This window comes from Geothrix edaphica (assembly GCF_030268045.1).
Classification (GTDB): Bacteria; Acidobacteriota; Holophagae; order Holophagales; family Holophagaceae; genus Geothrix; species Geothrix edaphica.
Genome location: NZ_BSDC01000002.1, coordinates 443,451 through 466,648, shown reverse-complemented (window position 1 = coordinate 466,648; position 23,198 = coordinate 443,451). Strand labels below are relative to the sequence as shown.

The 23,198-nt window shown below is 69.1% G+C and carries 19 protein-coding genes; 10 read left to right on the top strand and 9 right to left on the bottom strand.

Going from position 1 to position 23,198, the window contains the following annotated elements:
• Genes accD through QSJ30_RS09890 form a run of 3 tightly spaced genes read left to right on the top strand, consistent with a single transcriptional unit; the run spans position 1 to position 3,037 of the window.
• Positions 1–855 carry an acetyl-CoA carboxylase, carboxyltransferase subunit beta gene (gene accD / locus QSJ30_RS09900; protein ID WP_285608801.1) on the top strand — a complete coding sequence of 285 codons (855 nt, stop codon included), beginning with the start codon at positions 1–3 and terminating at the stop codon, positions 853–855.
• Complete coding sequence (locus QSJ30_RS09895) at positions 855–2,084, top strand: bifunctional folylpolyglutamate synthase/dihydrofolate synthase (protein WP_285608800.1); 1,230 nt, start codon at positions 855–857, stop codon at positions 2,082–2,084. Before accD ends, QSJ30_RS09895 begins: the two co-directional genes overlap by 1 nt.
• A 50-nt stretch (positions 2,085–2,134) precedes the next feature.
• The gene (locus tag QSJ30_RS09890; RefSeq protein WP_285608799.1) at positions 2,135–3,037 is read left to right on the top strand and encodes a cation diffusion facilitator family transporter; all 903 of its coding nucleotides are present in this window, start codon (positions 2,135–2,137) and stop codon (positions 3,035–3,037) included.
• Here the strand turns inward: QSJ30_RS09890 and QSJ30_RS09885 are convergent, their stop codons facing one another.
• The 3 genes from QSJ30_RS09885 to QSJ30_RS09875 are packed head-to-tail and all read right to left on the bottom strand — an operon-like array spanning position 3,038 to position 6,003.
• A complete protein-coding gene (locus tag QSJ30_RS09885; protein WP_285608798.1) occupies positions 3,038–3,655 on the bottom strand; it encodes a flavin reductase family protein in 618 nt (205 codons plus the stop codon). It lies immediately after the preceding gene.
• Position 3,656: 1 nt separating this feature from the next.
• Entirely contained in the window at positions 3,657–4,091 is a 435-nt protein-coding gene (locus QSJ30_RS09880) for a secondary thiamine-phosphate synthase enzyme YjbQ (protein WP_285608797.1), read from the bottom strand.
• 58 nt (positions 4,092–4,149) lie between these two features.
• Positions 4,150–6,003 (bottom strand): DUF4350 domain-containing protein, encoded by a 1,854-nt coding sequence (locus QSJ30_RS09875; RefSeq protein ID WP_285608796.1) that lies wholly within the window; start codon positions 6,001–6,003, stop codon positions 4,150–4,152.
• Positions 6,004–6,148: 145 nt separating this feature from the next.
• Here QSJ30_RS09875 and QSJ30_RS09870 point away from each other — a divergent pair, with 145 nt between their 5' ends.
• Positions 6,149–7,186 (top strand): hypothetical protein, encoded by a 1,038-nt coding sequence (locus QSJ30_RS09870; protein ID WP_285608795.1) that lies wholly within the window; start codon positions 6,149–6,151, stop codon positions 7,184–7,186.
• Between the two features lie 11 nt (positions 7,187–7,197).
• Here QSJ30_RS09870 and QSJ30_RS09865 read toward each other — a convergent pair whose 3' ends face one another.
• Positions 7,198–8,391, bottom strand: a complete 1,194-nt coding sequence (locus QSJ30_RS09865; RefSeq protein WP_285608794.1) for a S1C family serine protease — start codon at positions 8,389–8,391, stop codon at positions 7,198–7,200.
• Between the two features lie 137 nt (positions 8,392–8,528).
• Here QSJ30_RS09865 and QSJ30_RS09860 point away from each other — a divergent pair, with 137 nt between their 5' ends.
• The 3 genes from QSJ30_RS09860 to QSJ30_RS09850 all read left to right on the top strand — a co-directional run bounded on the left by QSJ30_RS09860 (position 8,529) and on the right by QSJ30_RS09850 (position 14,577).
• A complete protein-coding gene (locus QSJ30_RS09860) occupies positions 8,529–10,046 on the top strand; it encodes a tetratricopeptide repeat protein (RefSeq protein WP_285608793.1) in 1,518 nt (505 codons plus the stop codon).
• A 72-nt stretch (positions 10,047–10,118) separates the two neighbouring features.
• Entirely contained in the window at positions 10,119–13,535 is a 3,417-nt protein-coding gene (locus tag QSJ30_RS09855) for a methylmalonyl-CoA mutase family protein (protein ID WP_285608792.1), read from the top strand.
• 196 nt (positions 13,536–13,731) lie between these two features.
• Positions 13,732–14,577, top strand: a complete 846-nt coding sequence (locus QSJ30_RS09850; RefSeq protein WP_285608791.1) for a transglycosylase SLT domain-containing protein — start codon at positions 13,732–13,734, stop codon at positions 14,575–14,577.
• A gap of 6 nt (positions 14,578–14,583) precedes the next feature.
• On the opposite strand, the gene QSJ30_RS09845 is transcribed toward QSJ30_RS09850, so the two are convergent.
• Positions 14,584–14,958, bottom strand: coding sequence for an Hpt domain-containing protein (locus tag QSJ30_RS09845; RefSeq protein WP_285608790.1), 375 nt, complete (start codon positions 14,956–14,958; stop codon positions 14,584–14,586).
• Between the two features lie 85 nt (positions 14,959–15,043).
• Between QSJ30_RS09845 and QSJ30_RS09840 the strand changes: the two genes are divergently transcribed.
• From QSJ30_RS09840 to QSJ30_RS09830, 3 genes are all read left to right on the top strand, one after another.
• A complete protein-coding gene (locus QSJ30_RS09840; RefSeq protein ID WP_285608789.1) occupies positions 15,044–15,517 on the top strand; it encodes a hypothetical protein in 474 nt (157 codons plus the stop codon).
• Between the two features lie 184 nt (positions 15,518–15,701).
• Complete coding sequence (locus tag QSJ30_RS09835) at positions 15,702–16,688, top strand: PstS family phosphate ABC transporter substrate-binding protein (RefSeq protein ID WP_285608788.1); 987 nt, start codon at positions 15,702–15,704, stop codon at positions 16,686–16,688.
• 193 nt (positions 16,689–16,881) lie between these two features.
• A complete protein-coding gene (locus tag QSJ30_RS09830; RefSeq protein ID WP_285608787.1) occupies positions 16,882–17,862 on the top strand; it encodes a PstS family phosphate ABC transporter substrate-binding protein in 981 nt (326 codons plus the stop codon).
• Positions 17,863–17,939: 77 nt separating this feature from the next.
• On the opposite strand, the gene QSJ30_RS09825 is transcribed toward QSJ30_RS09830, so the two are convergent.
• The 4 genes from QSJ30_RS09825 to QSJ30_RS09810 form a co-directional block, all read right to left on the bottom strand.
• On the bottom strand, positions 17,940–18,290 hold the full coding sequence (locus tag QSJ30_RS09825; protein WP_285608786.1) for a hypothetical protein: 351 nt from the start codon (positions 18,288–18,290) through the stop codon (positions 17,940–17,942).
• A 62-nt stretch (positions 18,291–18,352) separates the two neighbouring features.
• A complete protein-coding gene (locus tag QSJ30_RS09820; RefSeq protein WP_285608785.1) occupies positions 18,353–18,727 on the bottom strand; it encodes a Rid family detoxifying hydrolase in 375 nt (124 codons plus the stop codon).
• A gap of 334 nt (positions 18,728–19,061) precedes the next feature.
• The gene (locus tag QSJ30_RS09815) at positions 19,062–20,036 is read right to left on the bottom strand and encodes an SWIM zinc finger family protein (protein ID WP_285608784.1); all 975 of its coding nucleotides are present in this window, start codon (positions 20,034–20,036) and stop codon (positions 19,062–19,064) included.
• Entirely contained in the window at positions 20,033–23,158 is a 3,126-nt protein-coding gene (locus tag QSJ30_RS09810; RefSeq protein ID WP_285608783.1) for a DEAD/DEAH box helicase, read from the bottom strand. Before QSJ30_RS09810 ends, QSJ30_RS09815 begins: the two co-directional genes overlap by 4 nt.
• Positions 23,159–23,198: the final 40 nt, after the last annotated feature.

The following is a 23,198-nucleotide window of genomic DNA, read 5'->3' as shown; positions in this document are numbered from 1 at the left end:
ATGTCCTGGTTCGTCAAGAAGCGTCAACAGAAGACCGCCGTCGAAGAGAAGACCGTCCGGGTACCCGAGGGCCTCTGGATCAAGTGCGAGGCCTGCAAGGAGCTGATCTACCGCAAGGAGCTGGTCAACACCCACAACGTCTGCCCCAAGTGCGGCTACCACTTCCGGATCGGCGTGGACGAGCGGCTCGAGAACCTGATGGACGAGGGCTGGACGACGCTCTTCAGCCACTTGCAGAGCGGGGACCCCCTGGGGTTCGTGTCGACCAAGAGCTACAAGGACCAGCTGAAGAAGCTGGAGCAGGCGGGCCAGACCGAGGATGCCGTCGTGGTGGTCGAGGGCACCCTGTCCGGCCAGCCGGTGGTGACGGCCGTCATGAACTTCGACTTCCTGGCCGCCAGCATGGGCAGTGTGGTGGGCGAGAAGCTGCGCCTGGGCGCCGAGCGGGCCCTCGAGAAGCAGTGCGCCTTCATCATCGTGAGCTGCAGCGGCGGGGCCCGCATGCAGGAGGGCACCCTGTCCCTCATGCAGATGGCCAAGGTGAGCGCCGCCCTGGCCAAGCTGGACAAGGCGGGCCTGCCCTACCTGAGCCTCCTGACGGACCCCACCACGGGCGGCGTCAGCGCCAGCTACGCCATGCTGGGCGACCTGAACATCGCCGAGCCCAAGGCGCTCATCGGCTTCGCGGGCCCCCGCGTCATCGAGCAGACCATCAAGCAGAGCCTTCCGGAAGGCTTCCAGCGTTCGGAGTTCCTCCAGACCCACGGCATGGTGGACAAGGTCGTCACGCGCGACCACCTCAAGGACTTCATCGCCGCCTGCCTGGCTTGGATGACGCCCGCGCCCAGGGACTGATGCGCGGCGATCTGGACCCTGTCTTCATCCCGCGGCTCCAGGAGCGCGGCCACCTGGGGATCAAGTGCGGCCTGGAGAACATCCACGCCCTGCTCGACGGCCTGGGCCGTCCCGACGCGAACTTCCCCGTCATCCTCATCGCGGGCACCAACGGCAAGGGCAGCACCGGGGCCTTCCTGGCCCACATGCTGAAGGCCGCCGGCTTCGTGGTGGGCTGGACCACGTCGCCCCACCTGGTGGACGTCACCGAGCGGATCTGGGTGGACGGGGACCCCATCGGCGAGGGGGCCCTGGAGCTGCTGCTGGGCGAGGCCTTTGACTCCGAGGCCCGGGCCGGGATCAACGCCACCTACTTCGAGCTGATGATCACGGCCGCCTTGTCGGCCTTCCGCATGACCGGCGTCGAGGTGGCCCTGGTGGAGGTGGGCCTGGGCGGCCGCTGGGACGCCACCAACGCCACCGATCCCATCCTCACCGTGCTCACCAGCGTGGGCCTCGACCACCAGCAGTACCTGGGGGACACGCGGGAGGCCATCGCCCGGGAGAAGCTCTGCACCGCCCGGGACGGTCGACCGCTGGTCCTGGGTCCCGGCCTCGACCCCGAGTGGATCCGCCCCCTGCTGTCGAACGAGCCGGTGCTCTGTCCCGCCCCGCGCCTGGGGCCCGCGGACATCCGCTGGGACCACTCCCGCGTGGAGGGCCGCCGGGTGGGCCTGGCGGGTCTCCACCAGCTGGACAATCTGGCCACGGCCTTCGAGACGATCCGGCAGCTGCGGGAACTGGGCTTCCCCATCCCGGAGGAGCCTCTGTGGGAAGGCGCGGCGGCCACCCGCTGGCCCGGCCGTCTCTGGGCCCCGCCCGGCCTCCAGAGCCTGTGGATGGATGGCGCCCACAACCCGGATGGCGCCCGCGCCCTGGCGGACCACGCCCTGGCCTGCGGCGTGAGGCCCCACCTGTTCTTCGGTGCCATGGGCGACAAGGACCTGGCCGGCGTGGCCCGGGAGCTGAAGCGCATGCGGCCCCTGTCCGTCTCCTTCATCCAGGGGGACGCCCCGCGCTATGCCAAGGCCGCGGCCCTCCAGGAGGCCTGGGATCTGGAGGCACCCCTGTTCGACCTGCGGGAGGCGGCCTACCTCCTGAGGGCCCCGGCGGAGGCTCCCCGCCTGGTGACGGGCTCCCTCTACCTGCTCGGGGATCTGCTGCGGGAGCTGGGCGTCCGGGTGTCCTGAGGCTCCGCGGCCCGGGCCCGTGCGGCCGGGAGAGCCGTTAACCTGGAGCCATGTCCACCGGATCCTCCCGCGCCATCGCCCTGGCCCTCGCCGCCAACGGCGGCATCGCGGTCTCCAAGTTCGGCGTGTTCCTCCTGACGGGCAGCTCCAGCCTCCTGACGGAGGCGATCCACTCATCGGCTGATTGCGCGAACCAGGTGCTGCTCTTCCTGGGCATGCGCCAGGGATCGAAGCCCGCGGGACCCAAGCACCCACTGGGCCACGGCCAGGCGGCCTTCGTGGCCAGCTTTCTCGTGGCCCTGCTGCTCTTCAGTGTGGGCGGCCTCTACTCCCTGGTAGAGGGCCTCCACAAGATCCGCCATCCCGAGCAGCCGCATCATCTGGGTTGGGCCGTGGCCCTCCTGGTCTTCGCCATCGCCCTGGAGGGCTGGTCCCTGCGGGGGGCCCTCCGCGCGGCCAAGCCCGAGCGCCGGGGCCGGTCCCTGCTGCGGTACCTGCGCCAATCCAGCAGTACGGAACTGGTGGTGGTCGTGGCCGAGGACATCGCGGCGCTGCTGGGCCTGGCGTTCGCCCTGGCCGCCGTGCTGCTGACCCTGGCCACGGGCAATCCCGTGTGGGACGGCATCGGCAGCGTGGCCATCGGCCTCCTGCTGATCGCCGTGGCGGCCTTTGTGGGCACGGAGGTGACGAGCCTGCTGTTGAACGAGGCCCCGCCCCTGGCCCTGCGGGCCGCCATCCGCGCCGCGGTGGATGAGGATCCAGCCGTCGACCAGGTGCTGAACCTGGTGGCCGTCATCGTCGGCAGCGATCGGCTCATGGTGGCCCTGAAGGTGAAGTTCCGGGATCAGCCCAGCGGGGCGGCCCTGGTGGCGGCCATCAACGCCCTGGAGCGGGAGCTCCACCAACGCTTCCCCCAGATCCAGCACTTGTTTGTGGAGCCGGACGAGGCCTGATCAGGGCAGCTCGGAGGGACCGAGGCGGAAGGTCTCGCCCAGGGCGCCGTAGTTGGGCCCCACCACCGAGGCCAGCCGCACGATGGGCGTCCACTGGCTGGCATCAGCGCAGTCGTGATCGGCGTTCCAGATGCGTTCCGCGGCATGCGCCACCACCACATCCAGCAGGATGAGGGTGCTGGCGGGACCCAGGTCCAGCTCCCGGTTCAGCCGGCACTCCAGGGCCACCGGCGCCTCCCTCAGGCGGGGCGGCGCCACCTGGAGGGAGGCTTCCGTGGCGAGGGCCAGGCGCTCGACTTCGCTGATGTCCGGCTCCGCCTCGGCCCCGCTGGCGTGCAGGGGTTGCAGGAGGGGCAGGTCCGCCAGGTGGACCACGGCCTGACCGTTCGCCCTCAGGTTGCGGTGGGTGTCCTTCAGGGAGCCGTCCCGGCGGCGCCCCGCCGTGAAGGCCACCATGGGCGGCCCGAAGATGCCCATGAAGCTGCTGAAGGGGGCGAGGTTCACCCGCCCAGCCTCATCCACCGTCGTGATCCAGGCGATGGGCCGGGGGATCACCAGGCTGGACAGGATGCGGTAGACATCGCGCTTGGGCAGGGAGGCGAGGTCGCGAGTGATCATGTCATTCCCCGATGATCTTAATAAGGATGCGCTTGTCGCGGCGGCCGTCGAACTCCCCGTAGAAGATCTGCTCCCAGGTGCCGAAATCGAGCTGCCCGCCGGTGATAGCCACCACCACCTCGCGGCCCATGATCTGGCGCTTGTGGTGGGCGTCCCCGTTGTCCTCGCCCGTCCGGTTGTGGAGGTAGCCGCCCGTGGCCGGGTCGCTGCCGGCGTTGAAGGGAGCCAGTTTCTCCAGCCAGCGCAGGTAGTCCTGCTTGAGGCCGGATTCCTCGTCGTTGATGAAGACGCTGGAGGTGATGTGCATGGAGTTGACCAGGCAGAGGCCCTCGCGCACGCCGCTCTCCCGGACGGCGGCGGCCACCTCCGCCGTGATGTTCGCGAAGCCGGTGCGGCCGGGGAGATGGACGGTGAGGACCTGGCGATGGCTCTTCATGGGCGAAGCATAACGAAAAACCCCGGGCCGGGGCCCGGGGTTCTCGGGTCGGAGATGCTCAGTAGCCGGCGATCTGGAAGTCGTCGAAGTTCACCCGGTTGGCGCTGCCGTCCGTCTTGCGGAGCTCGAAGCGGATGGCGCCCGCCACGTTCACGGTGAAGGAGGCCGTGGCCAGGGTGGTGGAGGAGGTGGTCACGGTGCTCCCGGCCTGGGTCCAGGTGGAGCCGCTGTTGGTGGAGTACCAGAGGCCCCAGGTGGAGCTGCCGTCCGTTCCGTACTTGGCATGCTTGACCGAGACGGTCTTGGCGCCGGTGGCGAAGTTGAAGTTCATCGTCACCTTGCCGCTGTTCCGGGTGCGCACGCTCTGGGTGCCCACCTTGGGATCGGCCGTGGTGTTGCCCAGCAGGGCGTCATTCAGGGTCCAGGTGCCGGTGGGCAGGGCGACGGTGCCCGTGGCGTAGGCGGTCTTGGTACCGCTGTCGAAGGTCTCCTTCAGGCTGCTGCCGGCGCTGGCGGCGAAGGCGGCGGCGATGGTGTGGCCGGCCAGGACGTTGCTGAAGGTGTACGAGCTGAGGGCCCCCTGGTTCACGCCGTCCACGGTGACGCTGCTGATGACGTAGCCGGCGGTCGGGGCGATGGCGAAGGTCTGGCTGCCGCCGCTGGTGACGGTGACCGCGCCCGAGGGGCTGATGGTGCCACCGGTGCCGGCGCTGGCGGTGATCGTGTACGAGGCCGGGTTCACGGTGACGGTGCGGGTGGCCGAGGCGGCCTTGCCCTGGTTGCTGGTGGCCGTGAAGGTGGCCGCGTAGGTGCCGACGGTGGTGTAGGTGTGGTTCACGGGTCCCAGCACGGCGGCGCTGGAGCCGTCGCCGAAGGACCAGGTGTAGGTGAGGGCGCTGCCGTCGGAGATGCTGGCGCTGCCCTGGAAGCTGATGGATCCGCCCGCCAGGATCGTGGGGTTGGAGGTCGGAGAGGCGATGCTCACCACGGGGGTGGGAGCCGCGGGACCGGCATCTCCCGCGAGGTAGGTCGTGGCGTTCAGGTAGAAAGCCCGGTTGCTGTTGATGCCGTAGCTGGCGTGGAGCGATTTCCCGGAGGTGGTGGTGGTGCCGTCATCAGAAGGGGAGCTGTCGCTGATGGCGACCACGCGGCCGGAGCCCACGGTGCAGGTCACGATGAAGGAGCCCGTGTCGCCGCTGATCTGGGTGTGCAGGATCTCCTGCACGCTGGGGTTCTGGGCCGTGCTGAAGTTCAGGTACGAGTAGGAGTGGAAGTCCATGAGGCCCAGCCCGCCGTAGGCGCCGTGGACGATGGCCTGGGCTGCCGGGGAGGTGCTGGTGCTGAAGGCGGTGCTGGTGGTGTTGGCCAGTGTGTCGCCGGGGCCATGGCCCGGGACGAAGGTGAAGCCGAAGGGGTTGCCGCCGTTCACGGCCACCAGGTCGTTGAACACGGTGTAGGCATCCGTGCCGCCGGTGCCGCTGTAGCGGATGGCGCCGGGGTGGTTGCCCACCATGAACAGGCCGCCGCCATTCTGGACGAAGGTGAGGATGGCCTGCTTTTCCGCGGCCGTGAACTTGAGATAGGGCTCGGGGATGATGTAGACCGCGTCGTTGGCGAGGTCCTGGGCGTTGGTGGCGTCCCCGTAGGTGACGCGGCCGGTGGGGGGAAGGGTCTGGACGGTGTAGCCGGCCTTGTAGAGGTCGAAGGCCCAGGCGCTGATGCCGCCGTTCCAGTCGGCCTCGGACGCCGGGGCCGCGGGGCTCGGATTGGGCTCGCTCGCGGAGCAGATGACCCACTCGGCGGAGGTGCCGGCCTCCTCGTGGCGGGTGTGGTCGAACAGGACCTTCTTCGGGGTCTGGGCCCCGAGCGCCACGGCCAGGGCCAGGCTCAGGAGGATGCGGAAGGCGGACATGGTCACCTCGTGGGAAAGGGGTTCCTCCCCATTCCACCCAGACCGGGCGTGACTGCGAGGTGAATTCGCTGCACTTAACAACAATTAACATCCCAGCGGTGTGCCTCGCTCGCGGCACACTGAAAGAACTCCTCCAGGATCCGACATGCTGCTCCTGCCCGTTCTCCTCCTTCTGATGCAGGTCCCGCCGGTGCCGGCGCCGGCCAGGCCCGACCCGGTGCCGCCCGCCCGCATCGAGCTCACCACCCCGTTCCCCGTCCACCTCGGCAGCGTGGGCCCGCGGGAGGCCCGCGAGGCGGCCTTCGGCATCAAGAGCATCCATGACCGGCCCTTCCACCTACGGGTGCTGGACCTGTCGCTGGGGCTCAGCCTGGACGAGGCGCAGCTGGCCACACCCCTGCAGCCGGGCGAGGTCCGCCTGGTGACGGTGAAGGTGGATCCCACGGGCCTGGTGGGGCCCATCAAGGGGGCGGTGCGCCTGGGCACCGACGATCCCGGCCAGCCCAACTACATCCTGCGCTACGACATGATGGTGCGGCCCGAGGTGACGGTGGACGCCGAGCGGAAGAGCCTCGGCGAGGTGGCCCCCCACGAGAGCCCGGAGCTGAGCTTCCGCTTCCGGCGGGAGGGAGGCGACCCCCTGAAGCTGGCGCTCGCGTCAGAGCCGGCAGCCTACCTCGATGCGGAGCTGGTTCCCGGAGAGGGCGGCTCGGACTTGCGGGTGACCCTGCGGCCCCGGCGCCTGAAACCGGGCGTCACCGCCGGCCTGGAGGTGCTGAAGGTGGCGACCAACGCCCCGAAGCAGCCCCTCTTCACGCTGTACCTGGACTGGCGGATCGCCCTGCCGGTGGTGCCCGAGCCCTCGCGGCTGGTGTTCACGGAACCGAAGACCACCCTGCTGACCCTGGAGCTCCGCGCCCGGGACGGGAAGCCCTTCCGCATCCTGAAGTCGGAGGTCCGGGGGCGTGGTTTCCAGGTGCTGGATGCGCCTGCGGCGGAAGCCCCCCGGCAGGTCCTGCGGGTGCGGCGCACGGGGACCGCGGTCGAAGCCCTCCTGCTGGTCCACTGCTCCAACCTGGAGGAACCCCTCCAGGTGCCCCTGCGCTTCCTCGATCCCAAGGCGCGGCCGGCGAAGGGCACGGTGCCCGCCCCGCCGCCGGCGGAGGAACACCACCACCACTAGAGCTGAACAGGTCAGATGCTGGTGGGCTCGGCCTTCCTCGTGGCCTTGAGCTGCAGCTTGACCTTGATGACCCGGCCGTCGCGGAGGACGTCGAAGACCACCTCGTCGGCCGGCGACTCGAGCTCCAGCATGGCCATGAACTGGCCCTCGTTCTCGATCTGCCGCCCCTGGTAGCCGAGGAGGACATCCCCCATGGCCTTGACGCGGCCCGCGGCATCGACTTCCAGGGCACGAAGGCCGGCCCGGCCCGCGGGCGAATCCGGCTCCACCGCCCTCACCACCAGGCCCCGGGTGATGCCGAAGACCTGCTGGGCCTCGTAGCTGCCCATGGTCTCGAAGCCCATGCGGGGCGGCTCCAGGCGGCTCCGGGCGATGAGCAGGGGCACCACGCGGTTCAGGGTGTCCACGGGGATGGCGAAGCCGATGCCCACGGAGGCGCCGGTGGCGGCGGCAATGGCCGTGTTCATGCCCACCAGGCGCCCGGCACTGTCCAGGAGGGGGCCGCCGGAGTTGCCTGGATTCACGGCCGCATCCGTCTGGATCACGTTCAGGATCTTCGTGTTGTAGCCCGTGCCGATCTCCCGGCCCAGGGCGGAGATGACGCCCTTCGTGAGGGTGTGGTCCAGGCCGAAGGGGTTGCCGATGGCCGATACCGCCTGGCCTACCTGGAGGTCGGAGCTGCGTCCGATGGGGATGGGGCGCATGGCGCCGAGGGGGGCGAAGACCTGGAGCACGGAGATGTCGTAGGCGAAGCTCGTGCCGATCACCCGCCCCTTGTAGGTCTTGCCGTCCGCGAGGGTGACCTCCACCTCGTCCACTTCGGCCACCCGCTTGCCCTGATCCTCCACGGTGATCACGTGGTGATTCGTGACCACGTGGCCCCACTCATCCCACACGAATCCGGTCCCCGTGCCCGTGGGGATCTTGGTGATGTCAAGGGTGCGGAGGTCCTGAACGGGCGCGATGGCCGAGACGTACACCACGCTCGGTTTGGCCTCCTTGAAGCGCCGGATGGTGTTGCGCTCCTCGGCGCTGAGGGGCGGACGCTGCGCCACGGCGCGGGGGGCCGCATGGGCCCGGAAGCGCTGGATGGTGGCGTCCTCGCTGGGGGGCTGCGCAGGAGTCGGCGCGGGGGCCTGGGCCAGGAGGGGCAGGGCCAGGAGGATGGCGAGACCCGGGGGGAAACGGCGGGGGCTGGGGATCATGGCGGCTCCTCGGAGAGTATGCGGCTTCGCCGGAGTCCCGGGCCAGATGCTGACGGATCAAGGTGCTGAATGAGGGCGGCCCCGGCAACCTTCGCCCTTTGGGGCTTCCGGGAATCCCCGTAATCTGAAGTGAATCTATGCGCGAATCTACCTCCAATCCCCGCCGCCCGGCCCTGGTGCTGGGCCTCCTGTTCCTCCTGGTCCTTGGAGCGGGGGGCGGCGTGGCCTGGCTCCTGGCCGCGCGCGGGCTGCGCAGCCCCCTCCGCGTGCTGCTGATCACCCCTTCGCAGGGGGGCGCCGGGGAACTGGATGCCGCCACCTGCCGGGCCATCGGGGCCCTGGTCCAGGACCACCTGGAATCCTTCGGCCAGGCGGCCGTCACCAGCGTCACGGAGCTGCCGGGCGATCTGGAAGTCATCCGCGCCCAGCCCCGGAGCCTGATGGTGGTGCTCGAACCCTCCCGCCAGGGGGAGGCGCTGGTCCTCTCCTACCGGTATGTCTGGGGGGACAGGTTGGTCAAGGGCGCGCCCCCGGCCTGGGTCCGGTGCCAAGGGCAGCCGCTGGAGCCCGCGGCAGCCTTCGAGGCCTTCCTGGGCGGGTTCCCCAGGCGCATCCGCATGGCCGGCGGCCCGCCGCTGGTCCCCAGGCAGCCCGCCTGCTTCTGGGACCTGATGGGAGCGAGTGCCCGCCGGTTCAGGAACGAGCAGCTGGAAGAAGCCATGGCGCTGGCGGAGCGGTCCGTCGCGGCGGAACCCTCCTGCGCCACGCCGTGGATCCTCCTCGGCAACCTGCGCTATCGCCGTATGCTGAACTGCCCGGCGGCGTTCCGACAGGAGCAGGCGGAAACCGAGGTCCTGATCCAGCGCGGGCTGGCCCTGGCGCCGTACCACCCCAGGGGCACCTTCCTCCTGTCGCTGCTCAAGGCCGACGGGGGCAACCAGGCCGAGGCCCTGTCCCTGTTGATGCAGGCCCGGCGCTTGCAGCCGCACAACCCCACCCTGCTGACGGGCATCGCCTATGCCGCCCGGGGGGCCGGCCTGCTGCCCCTGGCCCGGCGCGCCATGGATCTGCGGGACCACCTGGCCTTCGCCAGCCTCCAGCCCCAGGCCGTGGACATCACCTGTCTGTATACCGGCGAGGTCCAGCACTTCGAGGCCAGCCTCCAGGAGCAGCCGGGGCATCTGCGCAGCACCTCCGGCGTACTGCCCTTCTACCGGGGCTACCTGGCCCTGGTGCGGGGGGACCAGGGGCTGGCCCGCCAGGAGTTCAAGACTGCGGCAACCCTGGCCAACGGCTATCCGAACATCCTCCGCCTGAGCCAGATCTACGGCCTGATCCTGGAAGGGCAGAAGGACGAGGCCTGGAAGAAGCTGCGGGAGTACGACCAGGAGCGCATCGGCATGCGCGAGCCCGATGGCGAGTTCACCCTCCGGCTGGCGGAAGCCTATGCGCTGATCGGCGACCGGGCCAGTGCCATGGACATGACGGGACGCGCCTTCGCCCGGGGCTTCGGCTGCACCACCTGGTACGAGCGCAGCCCCATGCTGGAGCCCCTCCGGGGCCTGCCCAAGTGGAAGGCCCTCATGCAGCACCTGCGGGAGCGGCAGAGCCTCATGGAGGACCGCTTCCCCATCGGGCTGCTGGAGGACAACTGACCCGGGGGTGAACAGCGCTTCGGAAGGAGCAGGGGCCCCGGTAGACTGAGGTTTCGCCCGAACGGGGGATCCATGTCCACACTCGCCACCACGCCTGACACCGTCCACACAGCCGAGGGCTACACGCCCAGGCACAAGGTGCGTTTCGTCACGGCCGCCAGCCTCTTCGACGGCCACGACGCGGCCATCAACATCATGCGGCGCATCATCCAGGCCACGGGCTGCGAGGTGATCCACCTCGGCCACAACCGCTCGGTGCAGGACATCGTGGAGACGGCCATCCAGGAGGACGCCCAGGGCATCGCCCTCTCCAGCTACCAGGGCGGCCACATGGAGTTCTTCAAGTACATGGTGGACCTGCTCCGGGAGCGGGGCGCCGGCCACATCCAGGTCTTCGGCGGGGGCGGGGGCGTCATCGTGCCCGAGGAGATCCGGGAGCTGGAAGCCTACGGCGTGGCGCGCATCTACAGCCCCGAAGACGGCCGCCACATGGGCCTCCAGGGCATGATCGACGAGATGGTGGCGCGCTGCGATTTCGACCCGCGCACTCAGCCTGCGGCGATGCCGTTGGCCCGCAAGATCACCGAGATCGAGCTTGGCGCCGCGGGTATCTCCGGAAAGCCCGCGAGAAAGGTGCCTGTTCTCGGAATCACCGGGACGGGCGGCGCCGGCAAGTCCTCCCTCATTGACGAGCTGCTCCGCCGGTTCCTGGTTGATTTCGCCGAGAAGCGCGTTGCGGTGCTCAGCGTGGACCCCACCAAGCGCAAGACGGGTGGCGCCTTGCTGGGCGACCGCATCCGCATGAACTCTCTCTACCACCCCGAGCTGCGCGACCGCGTCTTCATGCGCAGCCTCGCCACCCGCGCCGCCGCCCACCGGGCCACCAGCGAGGCCCTCGTCGCCAGCATCGCCGCGGCCAAGGCCGAGGGCTATGACCTGGTGATCGTGGAGACGGCCGGCATCGGCCAGAGCGACAGCGAGATCGCGGACCTGGTGGACCTGTCCATGTACGTGATGACGCCGGAATACGGCGCTGCCAGCCAGCTCGAGAAGATCGACATGCTGGACTTCGCGGACCTCGTGGTGCTGAACAAGGCCGACAAGCGCGGCGCCGAGGATGCCCTGCGCGATGTCCGCAAGCAGTACCAGCGCGCCCACAAGCGGTTCAGCGAGCCCACCGAGGACATGCCGGTCTACGCCACCTGCGCCAGCCAGTTCAACGACCCCGCCACCAACTGGCTCTTCGTGAACCTGGTGAAGGCCCTGGCGGCGAAGACCGGGGTGGACTGGGTGTCGCTGATGGAGGCCGAGCCCGGGAGCCCCCGCCGCTCCGCCATCATCCCGCCCGAGCGGGTGCGCTACCTGGCGGAGATCGCCGACACGGTGCAGGGCTACAAGGCCTGGGCCCGACGTCAGGCGGAGACCGCCGAGCTGGCCCACGCCCTGCGGACCAGCCTCCTGGCCCTGGGCGACAAGGTGCCGCCCGCCGGGGCCTTCTACGATTCGGCGCACCTGACCGAAGCCGGCGAGGGCGATCAGGGCGTGGCCATCCTCCTGCTCCGGCAGCGCTACCAGGAGCACCTGGGCGAGCTGCATGCCGAGAGCCGCCGCCTCATCCACGACTGGACGGAGCTGAAGCGCAGCTACACGGAACCCGAGAACATCTACGTGGTGCGCGGCAGGGAGATCCGGACCGCCAACTACACCGTGTCCCTCAGCGGCTCCCTGGTGCCCAAGGTGGCCCTGCCGCCCTACTCGGGCTGGGGCGAGCTGCTTCGCTGGCAGCTGCTGGAGAACCTGCCGGGCCGCTTCCCCTTCACGGCCGGCGTCTTCGAGTACAAGCGCGTGGGCGAGGATCCCACCCGCATGTTCGCCGGCGAAGGCACGCCCGAGCGCACCAACAAGCGCTTCCACTACGTGAGCAAGGGCCAGCCGGCCGTCCGCCTCAGCACCGCCTTCGACAGCGTGACCCTCTACGGCGAGGATCCCCACGTCCGCCCCGACATCTACGGCAAGGTCGGCAACAGCGGCGTGTCCGTCTGCACCGTGGATGACGCCAAGAAGCTCTACTCCGGCTTCGACCTGCTCTGCCCCACCACCAGCGTGAGCATGACCATCAACGGGCCCGCCCCCACCATGCTGGCCTTCTTCCTCAACGCCGCCATCGACCAGCGGGCCGAGCTGTGGCTGAAGGAGCACGGCCAGCTGGAAGCCGCCCAGGCCAAGATCGACGCGAAGTACGCGGCCAAGGGCCTGACCCGCCCCCGCTATGGCGAAACGCTGCCCGAAGGCAACCATGGCCTGGGCCTGGCGCTGCTGGGGGCCACCGCCGACGAGGTGCTGCCGCCGGAGGTCTACGCCAAGCTGCGGACCGAGGCCCTCCAGACCGTGCGCGGCACGGTGCAGGCCGACATCCTCAAGGAAGACCAGGCCCAGAACACCTGCATCTTCAGCACGGAGTTCAGCCTCAAGGTCATGGGCGACATCCAGCAGACCTTCATCGAGGAGAAGGTCCGCAACTTCTACTCCGTCAGCATCAGCGGCTACCACATCGCCGAGGCCGGGGCGAATCCCATCACCCAGTTGGCCTTCACGCTGGCCAACGGCTTCACCTTCGTCGAGTACTACCTGTCCCGCGGCATGCACATCGACGACTTCGCGCCGAACCTCTCTTTCTTCTTCAGCAATGGCCTCGACCCCGAGTACAGCGTCATCGGCCGCGTGGCCCGCCGCATCTGGGCCGTGGCCATGAAGGAGAAGTACGGCGCCAATGACCGCAGCCAGAAGCTGAAGTACCACATCCAGACCTCGGGCCGCTCGCTCCACGCCCAGGAGATCGACTTCAACGACATCCGCACGACGCTGCAGGCGCTCTACGCCATCTACGACAACTGCAACAGCCTGCACACCAACGCCTACGACGAGGCCATCACCACGCCCACCGAGGAGAGCGTGCGGCGGGCCATCGCCATCCAGCTCATCATCAACCGGGAGCTGGGCGGGGCGAAGAACGAGAACCCGCTCCAGGGCGCCTTCCTCATCGAGCAGATGACCGAGCTGGTGGAGGAGGCCGTGCTGGCCGAGTTCCGCCGCCTCGCCGACCGGGGCGGCGTGCTGGGTGCCATGGAGACCATGTACCAGCGCGGCAAGATCCAGGAAGAGTCCATGCACTACGAGCACCTCAAGCACAGCGGCGAGCTGCCCATCGTGGGGGTGAACACCTTCCTGAACCCCCAGGCCGTCGAGCCGGGCACGCCGGAGCTGATCCGCAGCACCGAGGCGGAGAAGCGCCAGCAGATCGACAACCTGGCCGCCTTCCACGCCCGCAACGCCGACAGGGCCCCCGCGGCCCTGGCGCGCCTCAAGGAGACGGCCCGCGGTGGCGGCAACCTCTTCGACGCCCTCCTGGGCGCCGCCAAGGTCTGCAGCCTCGGCCAGATCAGCCAAGCCCTCTACGAAGTGGGCGGGCAGTACCGAAGGAACATGTAAGGCGAAGCCCAGACGGGTGGCGAGGGACGCGGCAGTGCCGCGTTCCGAGCCGGGCACCCGTCGGGCTGAGCATAGCCACCAGGTTGGCCACGCAGCCGATCGGAGCTGTTCCGGGTCAGTGTCCTCCAAGGAGGCTATGCCACGAGACCGCCCCGGGATGGGCATGGAAAACTCCGTGCACGTATCATGGAGTGCGATGGTCCGCCCGGTCCTCATCCTCCCCTTCGTCGCCTTGGCTCTGTCCGCCGGGATGCCGAGGGCTTCCAGGGCAGCGAAGCCCGGGGTCACCTACCTCTACACCTACTACGACCGCCAGGGCCGGCTGGTGATCAACAACCTGCCGCCCAGCTACATGAAGGGACAGGGGCTGATCCTCAAGCATGTGGGCGTCGGCAAGGTGCGCCTTGCCGTCACTTCCGCGGAGATGGCCCGGGCCCTGAAGAGCCCCGAGCTCATTGCCCTGGTGGATGAGATCGCCCAGACCGAGGGCGTGGACATCCACCTGGCGCGGGCCATCATCCAGGCGGAGAGCGCCTTCAACTACAAGGCCCGCTCCAAGGCCGGCGCTCTGGGCCTCATGCAGCTCATGCCCTCCACGGCCGAGCGCTTCGGCGTACTGGATCCCTTCGATCCCCGCCAGAACATCAGCGGCGGCGTGAAGTACCTGAAATGGCTCCACGGCTACTACGAGGGTGACCTGCACAAGGTGGTGGCGGCCTACAACGCAGGGGAGGGCGCCGTGAACCGCTACAAGGGGGTCCCGCCGTTCCGCGAGACCCGGGCCTACGTGCCGAAGGTGCTCGACCTCTACCAGCGCAAGGCGGTGCAGCCTGATCCCAAGCTGGCTGGCAGCATGGCCCTGCTGAAGCGGGGCCGGGGCGGCTTCGAAGTGGAGGAGCAGAAGGCCGTGGCGGAACCCACGGCCCAGCAGCGGGCCGCCACGCGCATCTACCAGTGGACCGATGCCACGGGCCGGGTCCAGATCAGCGATCAGCCCCCGCCCAAGGGCACGAGCGGCGTGAAGTCCTTCGGGGCGCCCTGAGCGGGATCAGGCCTGCCGGGATTCGCCCTCGCGCACGTAGGCCTCCAGGGCCGCGAGGCTGGCCTGGAAGAGCGCTTCCAGCTGGGCCCGCAGGTCCGGGCCGACCTCCAGGGAACCGCCGCGGCCCAGGGCTTCCAGCTCCGCAGCCCGGGCGCGCAGAGACCTGGCGCCCAGGGCGCCGGAGCCCCCCTTGAGGGCATGGGCGGCGCGGGAGAAGGCCTCGGCATCCCGATCCGTCACGGCCTGCAGGATGTCCTCGATCCGGTGTGGGGTGTCCTCCCGGAAGATGCCGATCATCTCCTGCACCAGGCCATGGCTGCCGTCATCCAGTTCCACCAGGTTCTGGAGGGTCGTCAGATCGAGCAGGTCCGAAGGGGCCACGGGAACTCCTGGCCTCCATGCTGAACCAGGGAGGCCCGTCCGTCCAATGGGAGGCGCCGATCCCAGGCGGTAGTAGGCTGGAACCATGACCGAAGCCCGCCCCCTGTCCGCCGCGGAAACCGCCCTCTCCCTGTTGTTCCGCAAGCTGCACCCCCACCTGGAGGATGCGGCCCACGCCCTGGCCAAGGGGGCGGCCCGGCGCGATCTGGAGCGCCTGCACCTCAAGCTGCTGGCGGCCCGCCTCAAGACCGTGGCCCTGCTCGAGGCGGAGGCCGAGGGCCTTCCGGACGAGAGCCCCCTGGCCGAGGCCCTGGAGACCCTGGCGGCGAACCTCACCCCCGTGGGGGAAAGCTACCGGCAGAGCCTGATCCTCACCCAGCTCTGCCTGGAGGAGGCCCCGGCGGAGCTGCTGCCCCACGCGCCGGAGGGCTGCGTGGCGGGATCCGCCTGGGGCCCCCGCATGACGGACTTCCTCACCCATCTGGAGGAGCCGGCCTTCCAGGCCCACCGGCGCTGGGAGGCCGTCGAGGAGGACATCGGGGAGACGGAGGAGGAGTAGGGCCCCAGCGGCTCCACCTGAACCCGGCTCCAGGGTGGAGGCCCCCGGCCAGGGCCCGAGGGATCCCTGCAGGTGTAGAAGATCTTGTGGTAAAGTAATGGCGGTCCTTTGGTCCATCCCCGGGATTTCCGGGAGGTCCGTGCCTCCCGTGAGGAACCTGGGTTTCCACACAGAAGGAGTCGCCATGCGCCACTTCGCCTTATTGCTCGCGGCCTGCACCGCTCTGGTGGGCCAGGGGGTGGCCCAGTACGCCCCGAAAGTGGATCCGAGCTTCCAGGCCTATGCTCCCGCCGCCCAGGTGGAGGGGCTGGTGGAGAGCATCGGGGCGGATTCGCTGGCGGACGTGTGGGAGGAATGGCGCGTCGCCTTCAGGAAGGCCCAGCCCAAGGCCCAGTTCAAGGTCACCCACCTGCCCGTGCCGCAGGCGCTCAAGGGCTTCCTGGAGGGCAGCGCCCCCCTGGTGCACCTGCCCCGGGAGATGAAGGTGGAGGAGGCCCAGGCCTTCCAGAAGAAGTACGGCTACCAACCCACCAAGCTGGTCGTGTGCTACGACGCCTTCATCGTCTTCGTGAATGCGGCCAACCCCATCAAGGAGATGGGCATGGACCAGCTGGATGCGGCCTATTCCTCCACCAGGCTCGCCGGCTACCGGTCCTCCGATGCCACCGTGGAGACCTGGGGTGACCTGGGCGTCCGGAACGGGGACTACAGCCGGCGGCCGATCAATGCCTACATGCGGGCCGAAGGCCTCGCCTCCCGGACCACCATCCAGGAGATGGTGCTCCTGAAGGGGAAGTACAAGCCCACCGTCCTGGAAAGCCCGGACTGGTCCGGCATCGCGGAAGCGGTCATGACCGATGCCTCGGGTCTGGGCATCGGCACCCTCGCCAGCTGGCTGAGCCGCAACAAGACCTTGGCGCTGACGCCGCTCCACGCGAAGGAGGCCGTGGCCCCCACCCAGGAGAACGTGGTGACCGGCCGGTATCCCCTGTCGCGCACCTACTACCTGTATGTGAACCGCGCCCCCGGCAAGGACCTACCCCCGGTGGTGGCGGAATTCCTGTCCTTCGTGCTGTCGCGGGAGGGCCAGGGGGCCGTGGCCCAGGCCATGCTGTATCCCCTGCCTGCCGAGATCGCCCAGATGAACCGGAAGCGGCTCCGGGCGAATTAGGCATCCAGGCGGGCACGACGGCTTCGCTTTTTGTATAAAAATTAATAATAAAATAGTTATGCTATAGCCTCGATTGGTAAAAATTATAGCAATTTAGGCAAAATATACTAGACTCAGGAGAGCGTTCCGCTTCGGGATGAGTGCCCGGCCGACCTTGCCGGGAGCCTCGTCCGCCATGCCTCCAGGAGTCCCCATGCGTCCCTTGCTCTTCGCCCTCGTGGCCAGCACGCTGCTGCTCGGCCAGGGCATCCCCCAGTACGCCCCCAAAGTGGATCCGGGCCTACCCGCCTACGTGCCGGTCCAGGGTGTCAACACGGTGATCGAAAGCCTCGGCGCCGATTCCCTGACGGATGTGTGGGAGGAGTGGAAGGCCGGGTTCAAGGTCCTCCAGCCCCAGGCCCAGTTCAAGGTCACCAACGGCCTCTCCACCACCGCCGTGAAGGCCCTGCTGGACAACACGGCGCCCATGATCCACCTGGCCCGCGAGCTCACGCTGGAGGAGCACCAGGCCTTCGAGAAGAAGTTCGGCTACACCCCCACCAAGCTGGTGGTCTGCTACGACGCGTTCATCGTCTTCGTCAATGCCGGCAATCCCATCAAGGACATCGGGATGGACCAGCTGGACGCGGCCTTCTCCACCACCCACAACGCCGGCTACAGGAGAGACATGCCCGTGGACACCTGGGGGGACCTGGGCGTCCGGGGCGACTTCGCCAGGCGCCCCATCCACCCCTACATGCGCGCCGAGGGTACGGCCTCGCGCTCGGCCATCCGCGACCTGGTGCTCCTGAAGGGCAAGTACAAGCCTACCGTCCATGACGAAGTGGACTGGCCGAGCATTGCGGAAGCCGTGATGACCGACGCCAACGGCATCGGCATCGCCACGCTGTCCAACTGGCTGGCCCGGAACAAGACCCTGGCGGTGACGCCGCTGCAGGCCAAGGACCCGGTGCCCCCGACCCAGGAGAACGTGGTCTCGGGCAAGTACCCCCTGGCTCGGACCTACTACTTCTATGTGAACCGGGCCCCCGGCAAGCCGCTCGCCCCGGCGATCTTGGAGTTTCTGCAGTATCTTCTCTCCCGCCAGGGGCAGACGGCCGTGGCCCAGGCCTCCCTCTACCCGGTGCCCGCCGACATCGCCCAGCTGTACCGGAAGCGGCTGCGCGCCAACTGAGCAGGGCGGAACACGGGAAAGGCGCGGGAGCTCCCGCGCCTTTCCCGTGCCTCTATGAGAGCCGGAGGCGGGGGCGGCTAACGGGGCGCTTCCACGAAGGCGAGGACCTGTTCGGCGATCGCGAGCGGGTTGCCGGCCAGTTCGATGCCGACCGATACGTGGCCCGTGGGAACAGGTACTACCAGCTCGTAGAAGTTGCCGTATCGGATGATGACCCAGTGCGCCCCGCCGCAGTCGATGTTGCCGCGCTGGGTCACGAGCTTCAACAGGGTCGGGTTCACGATGAGCTCTTCGTACTTGTCTGATTCCGAGCTGCTCGCGCCATCGATTCCCGGGCGCTGCGCGGTCTGATGGACGCCATCCAGGTAGGTGGCGATATAGCGGATGTCAGGTGCGAGAGAGAACAGACCTTCGATGAGGGATGGCATGGCGGTCCTCCATGGCTCCGGAAAGATCAACGACGAGGCTGCGTGAAGAGGATGGGCTCCGGCTAGACTTCCGCGATCAGCTCGATCTCGACCTTCGCCCCGCGGGGCAGGGCCGCCACGGCCACGGTGCTGCGGGCGGGCTTGGCGCCGCCGAGGACCTGCTCATAGATGGCGTTGAAGGCGGCGAAGTCGGCCATGTCTGTGAGGAACACCGTGGTCTTCACCACGCGGTCCCAGCCCGTGTTGGCGGCGGCCAGGACCGCGGCCAGGTTCTTCAGCACCTGCTCGGCCTGGGCTTCGATGGGCCCCGTCACCATCTCCATGGTCTCGGGGACGAGGGGGATCTGGCCGGAGGTGAACAGGTGGCTGCCCGAGATCTGGGCCTGGCTGTAGGGGCCGATGGCGGCGGGGGCGTTCGGGGTGGCGATGGTGCGCATGGGAACAACTCCTGGAACTAGGGCCTGTCTTCAAATTGGATGCGAGCCGCGGCGGGTCCAGCCGCGTGATCCAGGAAGGCGGTGGCCGCAGGGTGATGCGGGACATCGTTCAAGGCCACCAACGCACCTGGGCGCGCGGCTGGGCCCGTCCCGAAGGGCAAGGGGCGGCGCCCGGCGCGATACTGCGTCAAGCTCCTCGTCAATGGTGCCGCTATTGCCATCGTCGCTTTCCTTCTCGGTATCACCTTTGGTGATACACGAGACAAAATGATACCTGTCTCGCTTGGGCGGCGCCTCTTGCGCGGCCACACCCCATTTTGAAGACAGGCCCTGATTATTGTCCGCCCTTTTTCCCCCAGCGCCGCTTCTTGTGGCGCCAGTTGCGGCCGGGCTTGGCCGGGGGCGGGAGGGGGGTGTCGAAGGGGGAGGCGGGCTGCTCGAACTCGGCCTCGGATTCACCGTCATCCAGGCGGCGGGGGCCTTCCTCGATCTGCTGTAGCACCCACTGGGCGGTGCGGTGCATGAGGGCCGCCAGGCAGAGGCTGGTCTCGATGCGGGCGTGGGGCAGGGGCCCCAGCTGGGTGAACACGGAGGGGTCCGGCGGGATCACACGGGGGATGCTGATCTCGGGGAGGGGCATGGGCAGGGCGTCATAGGCCTCATCCGGAAGGTGGCGCCAGGGCTCGGGCTGGGCCTGCTCCCGCTTGAGGAGGTCCGCCACGGTCTGCTGCTTCTTCGGGGGCCGCCCGCGTTTCTTGGGGGCGGCAACGGCGGCGGCCTCCAGGGCGGACTGGAGGGCCTGCATCACCTCGTCGCGCGACTTCCCCCGCAGGTCGAAGAGCAGCCAGGGGTCGCGGTCCAGGGCCTCGGCCATGACGTAGCAGACGGCTGCCACGTGCTTGCAGGGATTGGCCCAGTCCGGGCAGTCGCAGTGGGTCTGGAGCTCCTTGGGCACGCGCGGATAGAGGCTGGCGCCGGCTTCGCGGAAGGTCTCGTCCAGTCCCTGCGGCATCTCGCCCGCCAGCAGCGACGCCACGAAGCGGCTCTCCTGGGCGATGCGGGTCAGGGCCTTCTCCCACTGGGCGGCGGTGAGGGCCGGCAGGCCCAGGGTCACGTTGTAGGTCTTGCGGCCATGGACCCGGGCCTGGATCTCGCCGGGCACCACGCCGAAGTGGGACACGTGGCCGTCCTCCGCGTACTTCTTGCCGCGGGGCAGGCGGTTCTCGTAGTCGTCCCCCAGCTTCTCGAGGCCGTTGATCCAGAGGCGACCCCACCAGGTGGCGCCGAAGCGATCGGTGTGGCTGATCATGGCGCCACCTCCTTGGCCTTCCGGCGGACGGGTTTTGGTGCGGGCTCGTCTCCGTTCCCCTCATCGGGATCCATCAGCTCAGCATCTGGATCCAGCGCCACCAGGCGCCGGAGGGCGTCATCATCCAGCTCGGTGAGCCAGCCCTCGCCCGTGCCCACCACGCGGTCCGCCAGGTCGCGCTTGGATTCCAGCAGGGCGTCGATCTTCTCCTCCAGGGTGCCGATGGTGACCAGCTTGTGGACCTGCACGTTCTTCGTCTGGCCGATGCGGTAGGTGCGGTCCGTGGCCTGGTCCTCCACGGCCGGGTTCCACCAGCGGTCGAAGTGGAAGACGTGGGTGGCGGCCGTGAGGTTGAGACCCACACCGCCGGCCTTCAGGCTGAGCAGCAGCACCGGTGATGAGTCCGGGTCCTCCTGGAAGGCCCGCACCAGCTCGTCGCGGCCTTCCCGCGTGGTGCCGCCGTGGAGGAAGGGCGGCTCGAAGCCCAGGGCGTCCTGGAGGTGGATCTGGAGCCGGTCGCCCATCTCCTTGAACTGGGTGAAGACCAGGGCGCGCTCGCCGGCCTCGACCACTTCCTCCAGCATCTCGGTGAGGCGATCCAGCTTGCCGCTGCGGCCCCGGTAGGGGCCCTGGGCCTTCAAGAACTGGCTGGGGTGGTTGCAGATCTGTTTGAGGTGCGTGAGCAGGGCCAGGATGCGACCCCGGCGCTCGATGCCCGTGGTGGCCTCCAGCTCCTCGTCCATCTTCGCCACGCGGTACTGGTAGAGCTCGGCCTGCTCACGGCTGAGCGTCGTGAAGACCTTCATCTCCTGCTTCTCGGGCAGGTCCTGGATGATGGATTTGTCACTCTTCAGGCGCCGCAGGATGAAGGGCCCGATGCGCTGGCGCAGTTCGCCGGCGACGTCGGGATCGCGGTACTTCTCGATGGGCGTGGCGAAGTGTTCCTTGAACTGGGATTCGCTGCCGAGGTAGCCGGGGAGGCCGGCGCTCATGATGGCCCACAGCTCGGTGAGGCGGTTCTCGATGGGGGTGCCCGTGAGGGCCAGGCGGAAGTTCCCCCGCAGCTTCCGCACGGCCTTGGCCTGGGCGGAGCCGGCGTTCTTGATGGCCTGGGCCTCGTCCACCACCACCATGCCCCAGGCGTGGGTCGAGAACGTGTCCTCCTCGCGCCGCACCACGCCGTAGGTGGTGAGCACCAGGGTGTGCGGTTTGAAGGTGGCCGGCAGGCGATCCCGGTTGTTGCCGTGGTGCACGAAGACCGGCAGGCTGGGCGCGAACTTGGCCAGCTCCCGCTCCCAGTTGCCCAGCAGCGAGGTGGGACAGACTAATAGCGTGGCGGGCCCGTGCTGGGGGCTCTGCTCCTGGCGATGCAGCAGCAGGGCGAGCACCTGGATGGTCTTGCCGAGGCCCATGTCGTCGGCCAGGATGCCGCCCAGGCCCAGGCGGGAGAGGCCCTCGAGCCAGGCGAGGCCGCGCAGCTGGTAGGGGCGCAGCTGCCCATGGAAGCTGGCCGGCTGGGTGATGGGCTTGTCGGGCAGGATCTTCAAGTCCTCGAGGGCGGCGCCGAAGTCGCCGGCGACTTCGACCTCGATGGCTTCGCTCACGCCCGGGATGCGGGCCGTGCCCGTGAGGGCGGCGGCCAGGGCCTCGCCCTTGGTCATGCTCTCGAAGCCCGCGCCGCGGCTGGCCTGGAGCACCGTGGAGATCTGCTTGAGGGTCTCGGGGTCCAGGGCCACCCACTTGCCCTTCCAGGCCACCAGCGGGTGCTTGAGGCTCGCCATCTGGGCGAAGTCCTCCACGCTCAGGGCGTCGTCGCCCAGCATGAGGGACCAGTCGGCGCTGACGCTGCCCTCCAGGCCCGCCTGGATCTGGGTGGCGGCCTCGTCCACGCTGCGGGCGCCCAGGCGCACCTTGGCGCGCAGGCGCTTGGCGCCGCCGAAGTCCGCCAGGGCCTCGGGGATGTGGACGAGGAAGCCGGCCTCCTTCAGTTGCGCCGCGCCGCGGGTCAGGAAGCCCCAGGCCTCCGTGGGCCGGAGCAGGAGGTCCTCGGGCCGCTGGCCCGCCAGGGCCCGCTCCAGGGCGGGGAAGAAGGGCACGGCCCGGGCCAGGCCCCGCAGCAGCACCTGACGGGCCTGGAGGACCTCAGGTTCGGTGCTGGGCTCCCAGAGCTTCGCCACGCCGATGTCCGCGCCGGCCTCGGTCTCCAGGCCCACCTTGAGGATCCAGCCCTCCTCCGCCAGCCGGTCGGCCTCCTGGACCTCCTGGCTGTGGGTGGGCACGGGCGGGGCCTCGAGCCGCAGGCTGGGCCGCATCCACTGGGGCCGGGCGCCCTCGCTCCATTGGACCAGCTGCTCGCCCAGGGTGCGCTCGGTGATGCCGATGGTGGGGAACTCGGGCAGCTGATGGGACAGGGCCACCATGAGCCGCTCGTCCCAGGGCAGGCGGTCGCGCTTGTGCCCCCGGAGCCGGTGGATGAGGCCCAGGCGCGGGTCGTCCCCGGCCCGGAGGCCGCCGGCCACGAAGCGCATGACGAAGTCGGCCCCGTCCTCCAGGAAGGCGCCCAGCACGGCGTCCACGGAGGGGGGCATGGCCAGGTCGTCCTCGATGTCGAAGGCATCCAGCTCGCCCAGGGGCACGGTCTTGGTGAAGCCCCAGGTGTCGTTCTCGGGGAAGGCCATGGCCGCCGGTGGCATGGCCTCCGCCAGCTGGCGCAGGGCCGTGCGGTCCGAGGGGCTGGTGAGGCTCACGCCCCAGCGGGCCTTCCAGGGGTTCCCGCGGGTGTCCAGCTGGGGCAGCAGGGCGCCGCGGACCACCAGGGACTGGAGCAGGCGCAGGGCCGCGGCCCAGTAGCGGAGGGTGGGCCCGGCGTTCCCGGGGCGCAGGGCCAGGGAGGACAGCCAGGGGTAGGCCCGCTGCCAGCGGAGGGGCAGCGCGTGCATCTCCACCAGGGTGGCGTCGGGCAGGAAGATCTGGGCCTTGGCGGGGGTGAGGCGCTCCCGGCCCTGCAGCTCGCCCGGCAGGGTGCGGAGGGCCCGCGCCCACTCGGCGGGTTCCACCGCCTCGGGCATGCAGAGCAGGAAGCCACGGTCCTGGGGACGGTACTGGAGGAAGGGGTTCAGCATGAAGGGGCGGCGGGCGGTAGGCTAGGGGCAGTGAGCCGGG

Coding starts and splice junctions, on each gene's coding strand:
- accD (WP_285608801.1), top strand. CDS start 1: ATGTCCTGGTTCGTCAAGAAGCGTCAACAGAAGACCGCCGTCGAAGAG.
- QSJ30_RS09895 (WP_285608800.1), top strand. CDS start 855: ATGCGCGGCGATCTGGACCCTGTCTTCATCCCGCGGCTCCAGGAGCGC.
- QSJ30_RS09890 (WP_285608799.1), top strand. CDS start 2,135: ATGTCCACCGGATCCTCCCGCGCCATCGCCCTGGCCCTCGCCGCCAAC.
- QSJ30_RS09885 (WP_285608798.1), bottom strand. CDS start 3,655: ATGATCACTCGCGACCTCGCCTCCCTGCCCAAGCGCGATGTCTACCGC.
- QSJ30_RS09880 (WP_285608797.1), bottom strand. CDS start 4,091: ATGAAGAGCCATCGCCAGGTCCTCACCGTCCATCTCCCCGGCCGCACC.
- QSJ30_RS09875 (WP_285608796.1), bottom strand. CDS start 6,003: ATGTCCGCCTTCCGCATCCTCCTGAGCCTGGCCCTGGCCGTGGCGCTC.
- QSJ30_RS09870 (WP_285608795.1), top strand. CDS start 6,149: ATGCTGCTCCTGCCCGTTCTCCTCCTTCTGATGCAGGTCCCGCCGGTG.
- QSJ30_RS09865 (WP_285608794.1), bottom strand. CDS start 8,391: ATGATCCCCAGCCCCCGCCGTTTCCCCCCGGGTCTCGCCATCCTCCTG.
- QSJ30_RS09860 (WP_285608793.1), top strand. CDS start 8,529: ATGCGCGAATCTACCTCCAATCCCCGCCGCCCGGCCCTGGTGCTGGGC.
- QSJ30_RS09855 (WP_285608792.1), top strand. CDS start 10,119: ATGTCCACACTCGCCACCACGCCTGACACCGTCCACACAGCCGAGGGC.
- QSJ30_RS09850 (WP_285608791.1), top strand. CDS start 13,732: ATGGTCCGCCCGGTCCTCATCCTCCCCTTCGTCGCCTTGGCTCTGTCC.
- QSJ30_RS09840 (WP_285608789.1), top strand. CDS start 15,044: ATGACCGAAGCCCGCCCCCTGTCCGCCGCGGAAACCGCCCTCTCCCTG.
- QSJ30_RS09835 (WP_285608788.1), top strand. CDS start 15,702: ATGCGCCACTTCGCCTTATTGCTCGCGGCCTGCACCGCTCTGGTGGGC.
- QSJ30_RS09830 (WP_285608787.1), top strand. CDS start 16,882: ATGCGTCCCTTGCTCTTCGCCCTCGTGGCCAGCACGCTGCTGCTCGGC.
- QSJ30_RS09825 (WP_285608786.1), bottom strand. CDS start 18,290: ATGCCATCCCTCATCGAAGGTCTGTTCTCTCTCGCACCTGACATCCGC.
- QSJ30_RS09820 (WP_285608785.1), bottom strand. CDS start 18,727: ATGCGCACCATCGCCACCCCGAACGCCCCCGCCGCCATCGGCCCCTAC.
- QSJ30_RS09815 (WP_285608784.1), bottom strand. CDS start 20,036: ATGATCAGCCACACCGATCGCTTCGGCGCCACCTGGTGGGGTCGCCTC.
- QSJ30_RS09810 (WP_285608783.1), bottom strand. CDS start 23,158: ATGCTGAACCCCTTCCTCCAGTACCGTCCCCAGGACCGTGGCTTCCTG.